A 15,274-nucleotide genomic window follows, 5' to 3' on the forward strand; every position below is an offset into this window, starting at 1 on the left:
TTGTTGTACCAAAATGTAAGCGTTACACTTGAATTGTTATCCCGGCGCTTCGCTACAATCGGAGCGTTCTTATAGTACGGTCTGATGGAACCATTTTCTATGTTATTGATTAATGACGATGAGATTGGTAGAAATTTTGTTCTCCAAGTTGTGCGAGCAGACAACAATCCTGCTGTTGTTCTGCTGTTTAGCGTTTTCAGAACAACTGGAATCTACCTATTGATATAGATAAAATACATGCAGCTGATCAAGGATAAAAGTGAGGTGAGCTAATGTACAAGGTCATTGTCGCGGATGATGAGCCGTTTATGCTAGAAGGATGGAGAACAATGATTGACTGGCGAGCTTGTGGATATGAACTATGCGGCACGGCAACGGATGGGGAGGAAGCACTTGCTTTATTCAACTCGGTTGAACCGGATCTTGTCGTCACTGATATTCAAATGCCTGTTATGGATGGTCTTGGTTTGATTCACACCTTGCGAGAAGATCTCGCCTATACCTCTAAAATTGTTATCGTTACAGGATACTCCGATTTTAATTACGCGAAGCAAGCCATACGGTATCAGGTCGATCAGTATGTGCTTAAACCACTTGTTCCCGAGGAAATTCATCAAATCCTTATGGAAATGATTGAACCTCTGGACAAACGCAGAAATGAGCAAAAACAGCAAAATGGAGTCATGGTTACAGATGAAACCTATGAAGATCATCTTCATGAATATCGAATAAGCGAAGAATATGATTTAGAGCAAATGATGAACATCTCCAAAGAGATCTTGGCGTTTATTGAGGCAGAAAATACGTATTCTATCGATATTGCAGTGAGTGCACTGCTAGAGAAAAGTGAAAAAGCAGAGGTTTCGTTGGAATGGATACATCATGTCATTCGATATATCCATGGGGAGTTGCTACGAAAATATGGAAAAAGAGAGGGTTGCAGAGAAATACTATGTGAAAAAGATTGGCATGATGCTGCGAGTTGGTCTTCCGGCACATTGCAAGACCTGTGTGTTCGATTGTCGAAGCAACTTTCCCAGTCTGAATTAAAGCAAAAGACGGGTACGGGAGGGCTGGTTTCAGAAGCAGTGAATGAATTGAAGCAACACTATCGAAGTAAAATTAAATTACAAGATGTAGCTAATCGTATTCACGTGAATTCTGCCTACCTGGGTCAACAGTTCAAGCGGGAGATGGGGGTCAGTTTCAGTGACTATGTGCACCAGCTTCGTGTTGAGGAGGCCCGTAAACTCCTGCGACGTACCAATATGAAGATCACTGACATTGCATTCAGGCTAGGATATCATGATGCTGAATATTTCACCCAAAAGTTCAGAGCGCATACAGGGGAGCTTCCGTCAGTCTATAAAAACAAAAACCAAGGGTGATTACATGCGTCATAAATTCTGGATGTTCAGTAAGGTTAATGATATTCCTCTCCGATCCAAATTTCTGCTTATTTATGTACTTAGTATTCTCCTTCCTGTAATAACGATTAATATCTTCTTTTATGAACGAACCTCTGCGGATATCAAGATTAGAGAACAGGAAAATCTGCGTAAATCCATCGACAGAGCTGCAGGGGAACTGCTAGGCATGATTGATGAGAGCGTTGCCCTGAGCCGAATTATTGCAGCAGATGATTCGCTCTATGAGGCACTGGATCGGACCTATCACTCCCCCGTGGATTATTACAACGTCTATCATGCATTCCTGCGAGATAAATTAACACGGTATATGTCAGCGAATATTCTGGAGGTGCGTATCTATACGGATAACGATACCATTCAGACGGGCAGTCATTATATCGTGATGAAAGACAAGAATGTACTCCCTGGATTGAAACAGCTGAAATCCACCAGTGGAGGCATTCTTGTCGTTGATTATATTGAGCCATCCGGATTTAACGCGGGAAGAAGAATCAGTGTGATTGGCAAAATGGATACCTATACTTCCTATGCCAATTACAACAAGTATTCCAAGATTGATCTGGAACTTAGCCGGGTGTATAGCATTTTAAATCGTGAATCAGACAGTCTTCAGTTGCGTCTGGTGGACAGCAACAATCGAACTGTCGTTTCAAGTGGGGAATTCAGCGAAACTGACTTATCCCCCCTTGATAATGAATCAATGCTCAAGGAATCTGGAGATTCTGCTTACACGCTCGAAAAATCGTTGGGGAATCTAGCCTACCTAAAGGGCTGGAAATTGATTGGAGTTGCCGATACGCGTCACCTTGACCACCTGCTGCAAGAAGCCTTTAAATCAATTCTGGGGTTGCTCGCATTAAGTATCGTGGTCCCCTCTGTATTGATCTACATTATTTTGCGTTCCTACCACTATCGGATTCGCAAGTTATCCAGACATATGGAGAAGGTTCGTAACGAACGATTCGATCTGATTGAAATTCACGAAGGCCGCGACGAAATTGGCGGGCTTATTCGTACATTTAACATCATGATTGGTAAAATTCATACGCTGATTAATGACGTATATAAACTGGAAATCCGCCAAAAAGATCTGGAGCTGGATCAAGTGAGGACTGAATTGTCCATGCTCCAGAGTCAGATGAATCCCCATTTTTTATTTAACACATTGAATGCCTTGCTAGTCGTTAGTACAAAGAATGGATATACGGAAGTAATTGAGATTATTAAAAGTCTGTCCAAACTGATGAGACAGTTGCTCAGTCATTCTGACAATCTGATTCCTTTGCAAGAAGAGCTGGAATTTACGAATCTTTATCTCCAGATTGAGAAGTTTCGCTTTGGAGAGCTGTTTGATTACACCTTCGAGGTTGATCCTGATGCAGCTTCGTCGCTCATTCCCCGCATGAGTATTCAACCGCTCGTCGAAAATGCATGCAAACACGGCTTGCAGGCGCGAAAAAATGGAAGAGAGATCAAGATAACTGCGAGACGAAATGCTTCTGAACTGGTTATTCAGGTGATCGATAATGGAATCGGTATGGATGCAGGGAGATTAACCGAACTCCTGCGAGATATTCGTTCTGAAAGACCCAGGAACGGCGAGCATGTAGGACTCCGTAATGTCTACCGCAGGTTGGAACTCTTTTATGAAGGAAATGCGATATTTGATCTAAGCAGTGTACCCGGAAAGGAAACCATTGCAGGGTACCGTATACCGATCTCCAAGCTGGAACAGAGGAAATAGGAGGTAAACTCTCATGTATAAAGTACTGTTAGTCGATGATGAACCGTATGCCATTGAAGGGTTACAGCTTCTGATCAATTGGGAAAAGTATGGTTTCGAAATCAGAGGCGTGTGCGCCAACGGTGAGGAAGCCATTCGGATGATGGAACAAGATCGACCTGATCTCGTGGTGACAGACATTCGTATGCCTGTGATGAATGGGCTGGAACTTGTAGAAGAAGCACGACGATTGGAACATGAGTCTGTGCTGTTTGTCATCACGAGTGGATACAGTGACTTTAATTATGCCAGACAAGCTATTCGATTAGGTGTCTCCAACTATCTAACCAAACCGGTTGACAGTACAGAAGCAGAGGATATGTTGGTCCGCCTCCGTATGCAATTGCAGGAGCGTGAAACCCAGGAGCGTATAAGAGGACAAGCAAACGAGCAAAGGATCAAAACGTTTTTGTCTGCACTGATTAAGGATAAGCAAAATATATCGGAGGAGGAGATGTCAGAGATTCTTCATCGTTTAAACAAGTCCCATTGGGCATACCTGCGGATAGCCTTTCAGGGAGATATTCAGGAAGTCTGTTCAGTAGCCGAACAAACGGCTGAAGAAACAACTTGCTGTTATGTGATAGACAGAACAAGAGACTCATTCGGACTTGTATGGGGGGAGGAAACGAATGATAGAAATGAGACATTTGAAGCAATTAAAGCTTTTACACAGCGTTTAATGAACAATATGCAACATAACGGCTGCGAAGAAATTCATATCGCGGTTGGATTAACGGTCAACAAACTGGAGCATTTATCTGAATCCTTCCGCTCCGCTCAGGAAGTTGGGCGTTATTTGTTTTTTAATCAAGAGCGTCTTTTGTTTGCCGAAGATATTCAGCTGGAGAATTGGCAGTTTGATCCGGAAACGCTGTCAGAGGTGGACCATATTTGCGATTTGCTTGAAAACGGTTCTGTAGAGGAACTCTCAAGTTCCATTCGTGGTGCCTTTGAACTGTTTATACAGATGAAGGCTGCCCCAGAGATTGTACATATTTTCTCTACTCACATTATATTCCGCGGACTGTCCCTGTGTAGAGAATTAGGAGGAGAACCTAATGCTCTAATGAATGAATTGGCAAGCGGAATTCTGGAGAAGGGCCATCGAAACATAGAAGAGGTTGCTAACAATCTGGAACATTTCTGTTTGCAATGCAAGGCAGAACTGGCTATTTTCCGGGAGAGGCAACTTGGTGGCATCCAGGCGACGGTTGCTGAATATGTGCAGATGCATTACAGAGAGACATTTACGATTCAGGAGCTTGCAGAACGATTCTACGTGAACCCTGTCCATTTAGGGCAATCCTTTTTGCGAAAGTATGGCAAGGGTGTCATCGAGGTAGTACATGATCTAAGAATGGAAGAAGCGAAGCGTCTCCTCCAGCAGACGAATCAAACATCAAGTGCGATTGCAGAGCAGGTAGGGTACCGCAGTTACCAGCATTTTCTCAGACACTTCGAAAAACGAACAGCCATGAAACCTTTAGAATACAGGCAAAAGTATGCGAATTGATCCATGAAAAAGAAGAACCCCTCCTGAATAAGACCTACAATTACAGGGGGGTAGACCTTAAATGTATATATTTTGTAACCGCATACATTTCTTCATACTAAAAACAGTAAGACATACCACTTCCAAGGAGGGCAAGTACATGGGGGGACTTAAGAAAAAGAAGCTTTGGGGTTCCGTATCACTCGTTCTGGCTTTGAGTTTGGCACTTGCAGGATGCAGCGGTGACAATGAGAAAACGACTACAAAGGATGGGAAAGAGGTACTGAACATCACGGCCTTTATCGGAACGCCAAATCAGGCGCCAGCTAAAGATAACCGAATCTACAAGAAGATCCAGGATGAACTCGGCGTTAATCTTGAGATGGAGTTTCTTGTGGGTGATCTTCAACAGAAGCTCGGCGTTATGATTGCCGGTGGCGATTTCCCTGACTTGATCACAGCAGATACCAAATTGGTATCAGCCGGTGCGGTTATTCCGCTCGAAGATCTCATTGAAGAGCATGCACCTAATCTGAAGAAACATTTCGGTAAAGACTGGAACCGGATGAAAGACTCCAGTGATGGACATATTTACTGGTTGCCTAACTATGGTGTGTATACAGGGGAGTTCATTAGTAACTATTATTCTGGTCCTGCATTCTGGATTCAAAAGTCCATACTGAAGGATGCCGGGTACCCGACTCCTAAAACGTTGGATGATTTCACAAAGTTGATCCGTGATTATGCAGCCAAGAATCCAACGATTGATGGTCAACCGACGATTGGTTTCACTACATTGGCTTCAGACTGGCGGACGTTCCCTTTGCTTAACCCACCTGAACATCTTACGGGTCACCCCAATGACGGGGGCGTAGTCGTAGATGATAGTGGAGTCGCAACCGTTTTTGCCGACAAAGATATCTCCAAACGGTACTATAAAGAACTAAACAATCTGTATAATGAGGGATTGCTGGATAAAGAAGCCTTTGTTCAGAACTATGATCAATATTTGGCCAAAATTTCTTCAGGACGTGTGCTTAGTATGTTCGACCAGCACTGGAATTTCCAAGCCGGCGAAGACCCACTCGTAGCACAGGGGAAAATTGGCCAGACATACGTAGGCTTCCCGCTTGTCTATGATACAAGTATCACAGATCATTATCTGGACCGTCCGGTCATTAACTTGAACAATGGTTTTGGTATCAGTAAAGATGCCGAAGACCCTGTCGCACTCATCAAATTCCTCGATAAGCTTATGGACGAGAAGTACCAAAAGCTCTTGTCATGGGGTGAAGAGGGTGTAGACTATCAAGTGAATGAAGAGGGAAGATTCTATCGTACACCAGAGCAACGGACAGAGCAGGATGACCCGGCATGGAGATTGGTTAACAAAGCTGAAGGTTTCTACGCTGCTGCACCGAAGCTCGAAGGAACATTTGAAGATGGCAATGCAATTGGAGCGATCAACCAACCTGAGGAATTCTATGACAACCTCAAACCGGAAGATAAAGAACTCTTGGATGCATATGGCTTCAAGACGTGGAGTGATTTCTTCTCTCCTGCACCAGAGAATCCAGTGTACTATCCAGCATGGCAGGTCGATCTGAAAGAAGGCTCTGATGCTGCGGTAGCGAACAAACAAATGACAGACACTTCATTGAAATTCTTGCCTAAAGCAATCATGTCCAAACCGGATGAGTTCGATAACATTTGGACTGAATATGTAGACGCTTACAAGAAAATCGATGTCAAATCCTATGAAGATCGAATTAATGACCAACTGAAATGGAGAATCGAGAACTGGTCTGTTAAATAAAAAAATGCGGCAATGATTCTCTCGGAAGGTACCAACCAAAGGATTACTCAGGCGAGTGCCTTCCGAGGACATCATGCTTAAAGTCGCTGCAAGCCAATAGGAGGAGTGAAAGATGGCGAACACGCCTGGAGCCATACCAGAGCAAACTACCCGTACAGTCGTTACCAAAGCACCACTGTTAAAACGATTGCGCGGACAAAGACAACTCATGTTCATGTCATTGCCCATCGTTGCGTACATTCTCGTATTCTCGTATTATCCCATTTGGGGCTGGGTTATGGCCTTTCAGAATTACAGTCCTGCGAAGAGTTTCACCCAGCAGGAATGGGTCGGGCTCAAACACTTTAAGTTTTTGCTAACAGACGATGCATTTCTTAACGTGCTTCGTAATACCATTGCGATGAGCGTCATCAATATGGTACTCGGATTTGCGACAGCCATTATATTTGCCATTTTACTTAATGAGATCAAACATAAGTTATATAAACGAACCATTCAAACAATATCGTATTTACCTCACTTTCTCTCATGGATTATTGTGACAGGTATCGTAGCAAGTTCACTATCTGTAGATGGTGGGATTGTGAATGTGGTACTCATGAAGCTGAATATCATTCAAGAACCTATCATGTGGCTTAGCGTTCCGGAATACTTCTGGGGCATTGTAGGCGCATCCCATGTATGGAAAGAAGTTGGCTGGAATGCCATTATTTATTTGGCAGCCATCACATCTATCGATCCTTCCCTCTATGAAGCGGCAGAGATTGATGGTGCGAACCGATATAAGAAAATGCTGTATGTGACCTTACCCGGAATCAAATCCATTGTTATCATTTTGCTGATCATGAATATGGGCTGGATTTTGGAAGCTGGATTCGAGGTTCAGTATCTGTTAGGTAATGGTGTGGTTGTCGACTGGTCACAGACGATAGATATATTTGTCCTGAAATACGGACTACAGATCGGGAATTATTCTTTGGCTACTGCGGCAGGTATCTTCAAAACAGTAGTTAGTATCACGCTGATCTTTGCGGCGAATTCAATTTCCAAACGGCTCGGGGAAGACCGATTAATATAAGGGGGACTAGAGATGGGAATCAATAAATCTCGGCTTGAACCGATTGTCTTCCATACGTTAAATGGTATACTGATGATCGCAATCGCGATTGTTACCCTGTATCCGTTTGTGAATACACTCGCCGTATCATTCAATGCCGGTAATGACACCATCCGGGGTGGGATTTATCTGTGGCCTCGGGTATGGACAGATCAAAACTACAGAGCAGTATTTGCAGGAGGGACCATCTTCAGCGCCTTTGGTATATCTGTGGCGAGAACGGTTTTGGGGACAGTTTTAAGTCTATTCTTAACCTCCATGCTGGCTTACACACTAAGCCGAAAAGATTATATATTACGAAAGCCCATTACCATTACAGTTGTTCTTACGATGTATTTTAGTGCAGGTCTTATTCCAACTTACTTCCTAATGAAAGATTTGCATTTGTTAAACAACTTCCTGGTGTACATTATTCCTGGGCTGATCAGTGCCTTTAATATGATTGTTATTCGAACCTATATCCAGACACTACCCGAGGGATTGATCGAATCTGCCAAAATTGATGGTGCTGGAGATTTCAGAACATTCATTTCCATTATTCTACCGCTGTGCCAACCGGTTCTGGCTACTGTTGCACTGTTCATTGCAGTCGGTCAATGGAATTCTTGGTTTGATACGTTTCTGTATGCATCTTCCAAACAAAACCTGAGCACGCTGCAATATGAGTTGATGAAACTATTATCATCTTCTATGAATTCCAACAGCAGTGCAGCCGTTGCCAATGGTGCAGATCTTGGCGCTGCGCGTAACATGGTCACACCTGTATCTATTCGGGCAGCGATTACGATTGTTGCCGCATTACCCATCTTAGTCGTATATCCATTTTTGCAGAAGTATTTCGTTCATGGCTTGCAGCTTGGAGGGGTAAAAGAGTAAACTTAATGCAGTTCCAGATAACCGATCAAAAACGGTCACTAGGTGACCGTTTTTTTATGTTTTTTTAAACGGCGGGCCGTAGTATGTCAATTGCACACGAATCTAACTTATTCAATAATGTTGTTGACAATTAAATTAAAGTTACTATAATTTATATTTACTTGATTCACCAGTCAGTCTCTTTTCAGGGTGCCACTGCGCGCGAAAGCCCTATATCAAGAACTGTCCACAGCGCCTGACCATCCCGAGCTCTTACCATTTTATCAAGGAGACTGAAGAGAAAATGAAAGTATTAATTGTGGAAGACTCCATTTTCGTACAGAAATTACTTACAAAACTGATTGTTGATCATATTCCAGAATGCGAGATTCAGATTGCTAACAATGGAGAGCAAGGATACAACCTATTCAAGGAATTTCAACCTGATTTTATAACCACCGACCTGCTGATGCCTGGTTTGAACGGACAAGAGATGCTTCGAATGATTCGAGAAACGGATAGCAATGTCAAAATTATTATCTTATCTGCAGATATTCAGAAGACAACTAGGGATGAAGTTGAAATGCTGGGCATTTCTGGCTTCCTGAACAAACCGTTAACCGCAGAGAAGGCAACTACCATGATTCAACTGATTCAGGCGGCCTATCATGCTGAATGATTTACAGAAGGATTTGCTGACTGAACTTGTGAACGTTTACGTGGGACAAGCGGCTAACATGTTGTCAGAGATTGTAGACAAGCGTATCGTTTTGAATATTCCGGAAGTGGAACTAATCTCCATATCCGATGTTGATCCTGGAGATCGAAGATACAACATTTTCTTCAGTGAAGGTCACCTGTTTAGATCATCCTTACAGTTTGGATACGAATTTCAGGGAAAAGCATTTCTGATGTTTCCTGTTGAGCAGGCTAAAGTATTGGCAAACATATGTCTTGGAGAACTGGGTGAGAGCGTTATACCAAACGATCCGAACCTGATGGACACGGATTTGGACGTTTTGAAGGAAGTTAGTAATGTCCTGCTTAACGCCATTATTGGAGAATTCGGTAATTTCCTGGAGATGAAACTGGAATACGTCCTGCCTGATATTGAACTGATCTATGTCACCAATTCCGATCAACAAATATTGCTTCAGAATGAAGTTTATGTCCTGGTTTTACATACCTCATTTTTACTTGCCGATACGGATGTGACAGGTATCATTGTCATAGCATTAAGTATGAACTCCATATCGAGTCTGCTGGCCAAAATGGACGCTTTGTTGGAGGCGGACAATGGATAATCTCATTTCGCAAGCTTTGAACAAAGCCCATATGGGAATAATGATCGTGGACAGACATTTGAAAATTGTTGTGTGGAATGCCTGGTTGGAACGTTTTACTGGCAAAAATGCAGAAGAGGTAGTAGGCTTGAATCTGCTTGAGGTCTGCCCGCGGTTTAAGTCGAACATGTATCTAAATATTTTGCAAAATGCGCTGTATCATGGACAGAGCAGATTTTGCTCAAGCGCTTTACATAAGGCATTCATTCTTCCTAATGGCGGAGAGGATGGGCAACTATTCAGACAAAATATGCATGTTGAACCGCTCTATCATGAAGATCGCAGTTATGCCCTTATTCAGATTACTGACATGACAAACACAAACACCCGGGTATATAAACTTAAAAATCTGATTAAAGAACTGGAGACGGAGTACGCCAAAATCAAAATCTCCGAGAAAATCAGCAAACATTTGTCTTTGCATGATCCACTTACAGGTCTGCCTAATCGTCTTGCTTATAATGACCGTCTTGCCTGGGCTATCAGTCATGCTCAAAGAAACCATAATAAACTTGCCATTATGTTTGTGGATGCTGATGGGTTTAAACAAGTGAATGATACATATGGACACCATGTTGGCGATCAAGTGTTGCTGGAGATGGCAAAGCGATTAAGCGAAACGATTCCAAGTACGGACACAGTAGCACGGCTTGGCGGGGACGAATTCATCATTTTAAGCCACCTGAAAGATGATCACGATGCTGAAATTATCGCTAAAAGATTGGAAGCTGCATTCAGTACCCATTTCAAAATTGCCGGAAACTATATCAACCTTTCGATGAGTATTGGTATCAGCCTATTTCCCAAGCATGGACAGGAGCCTTCCGAACTTCTGAGACATGCGGATGGAGCCATGTACAAGATTAAAAAGAATGGCAAGAATGGTTACGGAATTTATGAACCTGAAAATGTTTAAGAAATCTAAAAATGCCTTTTAATAAAGTTGCTACAATAGCAACTTTATTTGTCTATACGATTAACATAAGAAAAAATACGTTTTTTCCTCTATTACTGTACGGGATGTCGATTATCTTAATCATAGTGGGGAATTTCATATTCGATTGAGAGCCGCTTTATTAGCGGCTTTTTTGGTTTTTATTAAATAAGTAGAAGCCGGAAAGAGGCGATAGTCAGTACAATACCAAAAGCAAGGAGAAAAACGCCTCTAAACTTGATACCCATCATATCGTATTCATGGAGTTCATCCTTCGTACGATTAAAAGGCCACGAGTTAGGTCGCCTCAGTGCTCTAACCCCAAAGAATAAACCAATCATTCCAAGCAACAGAAAGAAAAAGAAGAAAAACATATTATCCCCCCTTTAACAAAGATAAGTAATGTGGAAGCCTAGTTTAAGTTGCTTAGCCGTATTCTTTGCCAAAGTCCTCCATCTTTTCAAGGATCGGTAGTAACTTCATCCCCTTGTCTGTTAACGAATACTCAACTCGCGGAGGAACTTCCGGATATACATCACGTTGAATAACACCATCATTCTCCAACTCTTTAAGCTGCTTTGTAAGGGAGCCTTGAGACAGATCTCCAAGAAATTTTTTGATATCCGTATATCGACGTGTTTCGTCTTTTAGGTACCATAAGATAAAATATTTCCAACGCCCAGAAAGGACATTCTGAGTAAAAGCTATGGCGTACATGTCACTTTTTCCATCTATAAATTCTTGTTCAAATCCTTCATTGCAAACTCTCATTCATATCACTCCTGATCCAAAGGTACAAAAAGATGTACTATGTTCATTTAAATTGCCCTCTTTGCTAATAAAACAAATACATCTATGATGGTGTCAACACCAAAATAATTTTAGTTTACCTAAAGTGTGAAAGAATAATTAATGTTATCTCGATTGAATAGTTAGCAAGCTAAATAAATATATCATAGAAACGAGTGACTGATAAGGGCTGGAGAAAAACCGATATTCGATCATACTGTAAATTTTAACAAGGGAGATGTTTAACAATGAATAAAAAAATTCGTACAGGTATCATAGGAGCTTCAATTAATAACGGATGGGCGAGTGGCACACATATTCCAGCTATTGAGCACCTGGATGAGTTCGAGCTTACCGCAGTGGGAACAAGTAATATGCCAAGTGCAAAGAAGAGCGCAGAAGCTTTCTATGCAGATCACGGCTTTGATAATATGGAGGAGTTGGCTCAGCATCCTGATGTGGATATGGTCGTTGTCAGTATTAATGTCAAGGAACATTATAACGCCGTTAAAGCCGTCGTGCCTGCTGGCAAACCAATCTATTGTGAATGGCCACTGGGGTCGAATACAGAGGAAGCGTTTGAAATGCAGGAATGGATAGCGTCCGCACAACTGCCAAATGCGATTGGACTACAGGCTAGACAAGCCCCGGCCGTTCAATATGTAAAAGATTTATTGGCAGAAGGTTATGTGGGTAAAGTGTTATCTGCCAACCTGAAGATCTCTATAGATGGCATGGGTGGCGTTGGTGACAAGTCGAGTGCGTACTTGTATGACCGGAAAGTTGGAGGGAACTTGCTGACCATTGTAGGTGGACACAATCTGGATGCATTTACCTATATGCTTGGGGACTTTACAGAATTGTCTGCCACCACAGCTCAACAGTTTCCAGAAGTTCAATTGGTAGATATTCAGAAAGTCATCAAGAAAACAACGGATGATCAGATCATGATTACAGGAAAATTGACTAATGGTGCAGCAGCCAGTGTTCATATTCAAGGTGGAGTTAAACATCAGACAGGACTCACACTTGAAATTTTCGGAGACAATGGCACGATTGTGCTGAGCGCCCCGGCATCCATTCAATTCGGATCACACCAATTACGCGGTGCAGGATCTACGGACAACGAGCTTCGTGAACTAACCATTCCCGATGCCTATTACTCGGCTCCACATTCTTTATATAACGACTCCGGAATTGTTCTGAACATGGCTCAGGCTTATCGTAAGTTTGCCAAAGATATTCAAGAAGGTACTACCTTAGCACCTAATTTCGCGGATGCGGTGAAACTTCATCAGTTACTGGATGCCGTCGAGAAATCAGCCCAGACCGGTGAACGTCAATATCTATAACCCTCACTCAACGGAACAAAATCCGATCTATCCAGATACTTAGCATGCTAAATATATTCGCACTATTGAAAGGGCACACATATCTGTGCCTGTCCAGAACGAAGGAGAAAATCGTTATGAAAAAAAGAAGTGAAATGCAACTGGCTTTACAGATGGTTTCGGGTTATGGAGCCGAATTTAGCGCATGGAGAATGCCTGGCACGGATCCTGCAGCTTACAGCAATATGGATAGTTATGTAGAACGGGCTAAATTAGCTGAACAAGGAAAATTTCAAATGATTTTCATCGCTGACACTCCAGGATTATCCAACAATTTAGGCCCACAGACGCCTATGTTCCCTATGGACCCCATGTTGGCACTGATGGCAGTAGCAAGAGAGACACAACACATTGGACTTGTTGCTACCCTCTCTACAACATTTAATTATCCCTACAACATTGCACGTCAGTTCAAAGCACTGGATGTTATCAGTCATGGACGTGTGGGATGGAATGCGGTTACCACATCCGACCCCCTAGCGGCGGCTAATTTCGGTGCCCGGGTTGAAAATCGCCAAGAGCGCTATGACAAGGCACATGAAAGCATACAAATTGTTCAGGCCTTGTGGGGGAGTTGGGAACCAGAAGCTTGGACGTTAGATGTAGAAGGAGGGGAATTTGCTGATATGGACAAAATCCAGCCTATTAACCTTCAGGGTCAATATTATGCATCTCGTGGTCCTTTGCCCATTCCGCCCTCTGAGCAAGGACAGCCAGTGATTTTCCAGGCAGGGGGAGGAGGTGAAGGATTAGAATTAGCTGGGAAATATGCTTCGGGAGTGTACGCCAATCCTTATGATATTACGTCTGCCCGTGAACACAGACAAGCCATAAGGCAAAGTGCTGTTCGTTTTGGTCGAAACCCCGATGATATCAAAATGTTTGCAGGTTTTATGTTTTCTCTGGCTTCAACGGAGGAAGAAGCTCTGGATCGTCGGAAACAGCTTATGAGCTTTAATCCCCAGGAAATCCCTAGCAGGGTAAGTTACCTCGGATCCATGGTTGGTTTACCCTTATCGGTAAATTCTGTAGATATAGATCAACCTTTAGCGGGAGATTTGTTAAAAAATGCATATGCCAACCCCATGGACCCACGTTCTCCGAGAGCCTTAAAGTTATTAAAAGAAGGACTCTCTGTAAGGGATGTTCTCGCTCACGGGGTCATCAACTATCATCCGGTTGTTGCAGGCACCCCGACACAGGCTGCTGACTTCTTGGAAGAATGGTTTTTGGCTGAAGCATGTGACGGATTCTCCGTCGTTCCCGATGTATCTTTTGATGGCGTTGCAGATTTTGTGAATCAGGTAGTACCTATCTTGCAGGAACGCGGTTTGTTCCATAAGGAATATGAAGGGAAAACACTACGCGAGAATATGGGCGTTCCTTACGAATACGGATTGCAGGAACATGGAATCAACGAATAAAGGAGAGCTTTTTAATGAATAACACACTCGAATTGCTTCATAACCATACATCGTTTCGTTCTTACACATCTCAACCCCTAACTGAGGAACAAATAGATGCAATATTTCAGGCAGCAAATCAAACTTCATCGTTCAGTCTTCTGCAGGCGGTATCCATTATTCGCATCACAGATCCAGTTCTTCGAAAAAAAGTCAGACATCTCTGTGTCGATCAACCCTATATTGAAGAAGCGGCAGAATTCTGGGTCTTCTGTGCAGATTTCAACCGAAATCATGAAATCGCTCCGGATGTGGATATTGAATATATTGAATTTCTGTTGATTGGTTCATTCGATGCCGGCCTGATGGCACAAAATGCGTTAACCGCGGCTGAATCGATGGGACTTGGCGGAGTGTTCATTGGTGGGGTCAGAGCCAATATAAGCGAACTATCTGACGTATTGAATTTACCTAAATATGTTATACCTCTGGTGGGATTATGTATCGGTAATCCAGCTGGAGATAAGCCGGAACTGAAACCTCGGCTCCCTCAATCCATGGTATTGCTTGATAATCAATACCAACCAATGGATCAAGAGAAATTAGCAATCTATGATGAGACCATGCTGAAGTATTATGAAAATCGTCCGACGAGAGCTCCTTTCACCGTAAAAAAAGTAAAAGGATGGAGTGACCATATCCAGGATCACCTCGAGAGAAGTATTCAACCGCAAATGATGGCCTATTTGAACAAGCAAGGTTTTGCCAAAAAATAAGCTTTACGATAAATCCAATCTTTGTTATGGAACTTGGTTAGGAAAGGCCCTTATAACGATACTAAGGCGAATTGACACCTATATAACCACATGATACATTTAGTCTGCTAAATATAATTCGGATGTTAGGGAGGGATCGTTC

At 42.7% G+C, this 15,274-nt stretch carries 13 protein-coding genes; 12 read left to right on the forward strand and 1 reads right to left on the reverse strand.

What is annotated here, in order from left to right; translation table 11 throughout:
* Positions 1–272: 272 nt before the first annotated feature.
* The 9 genes from BS614_RS18705 (at position 273) to BS614_RS18745 (ending at position 10,755) form a co-directional block, all read left to right on the forward strand.
* Positions 273–1,388 carry a response regulator transcription factor gene (locus BS614_RS18705; RefSeq protein WP_074095079.1) on the forward strand — a complete coding sequence of 372 codons (1,116 nt, stop codon included), beginning with the start codon at positions 273–275 and terminating at the stop codon, positions 1,386–1,388.
* Between the two features lie 4 nt (positions 1,389–1,392).
* Positions 1,393–3,174 (forward strand): sensor histidine kinase, encoded by a 1,782-nt coding sequence (locus BS614_RS18710; protein WP_074095080.1) that lies wholly within the window; start codon positions 1,393–1,395, stop codon positions 3,172–3,174.
* A gap of 13 nt (positions 3,175–3,187) precedes the next feature.
* Positions 3,188–4,729: a response regulator gene (locus BS614_RS18715; RefSeq protein ID WP_074095081.1), complete on the forward strand. Its 1,542-nt coding sequence runs from the start codon at positions 3,188–3,190 to the stop codon at positions 4,727–4,729.
* Positions 4,730–4,868: 139 nt separating this feature from the next.
* Positions 4,869–6,524, forward strand: coding sequence for a type 2 periplasmic-binding domain-containing protein (locus BS614_RS18720; RefSeq protein WP_074095082.1), 1,656 nt, complete (start codon positions 4,869–4,871; stop codon positions 6,522–6,524).
* Positions 6,525–6,636: 112 nt separating this feature from the next.
* Complete coding sequence (locus BS614_RS18725) at positions 6,637–7,602, forward strand: ABC transporter permease (RefSeq protein ID WP_084174602.1); 966 nt, start codon at positions 6,637–6,639, stop codon at positions 7,600–7,602.
* A gap of 12 nt (positions 7,603–7,614) precedes the next feature.
* Positions 7,615–8,517: a carbohydrate ABC transporter permease gene (locus BS614_RS18730; protein WP_017688457.1), complete on the forward strand. Its 903-nt coding sequence runs from the start codon at positions 7,615–7,617 to the stop codon at positions 8,515–8,517.
* Between the two features lie 283 nt (positions 8,518–8,800).
* Entirely contained in the window at positions 8,801–9,175 is a 375-nt protein-coding gene (locus tag BS614_RS18735) for a response regulator transcription factor (RefSeq protein WP_036615858.1), read from the forward strand.
* Positions 9,165–9,800, forward strand: coding sequence for a chemotaxis protein CheC (locus BS614_RS18740; protein ID WP_074095083.1), 636 nt, complete (start codon positions 9,165–9,167; stop codon positions 9,798–9,800). The genes BS614_RS18735 and BS614_RS18740 overlap by 11 nt, the downstream gene beginning before the upstream one ends.
* Positions 9,793–10,755, forward strand: coding sequence for a sensor domain-containing diguanylate cyclase (locus BS614_RS18745; protein ID WP_074095084.1), 963 nt, complete (start codon positions 9,793–9,795; stop codon positions 10,753–10,755). The genes BS614_RS18740 and BS614_RS18745 overlap by 8 nt, the downstream gene beginning before the upstream one ends.
* A 444-nt stretch (positions 10,756–11,199) precedes the next feature.
* Here BS614_RS18745 and BS614_RS18755 read toward each other — a convergent pair whose 3' ends face one another.
* The gene (locus BS614_RS18755; RefSeq protein ID WP_074095086.1) at positions 11,200–11,544 is read right to left on the reverse strand and encodes a winged helix-turn-helix transcriptional regulator; all 345 of its coding nucleotides are present in this window, start codon (positions 11,542–11,544) and stop codon (positions 11,200–11,202) included.
* A gap of 266 nt (positions 11,545–11,810) precedes the next feature.
* Between BS614_RS18755 and BS614_RS18760 the strand changes: the two genes are divergently transcribed.
* The 3 genes from BS614_RS18760 to nfsA all read left to right on the forward strand — a co-directional run bounded on the left by BS614_RS18760 (position 11,811) and on the right by nfsA (position 15,132).
* Positions 11,811–12,914, forward strand: coding sequence for a Gfo/Idh/MocA family protein (locus BS614_RS18760; RefSeq protein ID WP_074095087.1), 1,104 nt, complete (start codon positions 11,811–11,813; stop codon positions 12,912–12,914).
* A 116-nt stretch (positions 12,915–13,030) separates the two neighbouring features.
* Positions 13,031–14,377 carry an NtaA/DmoA family FMN-dependent monooxygenase gene (locus BS614_RS18765; RefSeq protein WP_074095088.1) on the forward strand — a complete coding sequence of 449 codons (1,347 nt, stop codon included), beginning with the start codon at positions 13,031–13,033 and terminating at the stop codon, positions 14,375–14,377.
* Between the two features lie 14 nt (positions 14,378–14,391).
* The gene (gene nfsA / locus BS614_RS18770) at positions 14,392–15,132 is read left to right on the forward strand and encodes an oxygen-insensitive NADPH nitroreductase (protein WP_074095089.1); all 741 of its coding nucleotides are present in this window, start codon (positions 14,392–14,394) and stop codon (positions 15,130–15,132) included.
* The last annotated feature ends 142 nt before the right edge of the window (positions 15,133–15,274 follow it).

The organism is Paenibacillus xylanexedens (genome assembly GCF_001908275.1).
Classification (GTDB): Bacteria; Bacillota; Bacilli; order Paenibacillales; family Paenibacillaceae; genus Paenibacillus; species Paenibacillus xylanexedens_A.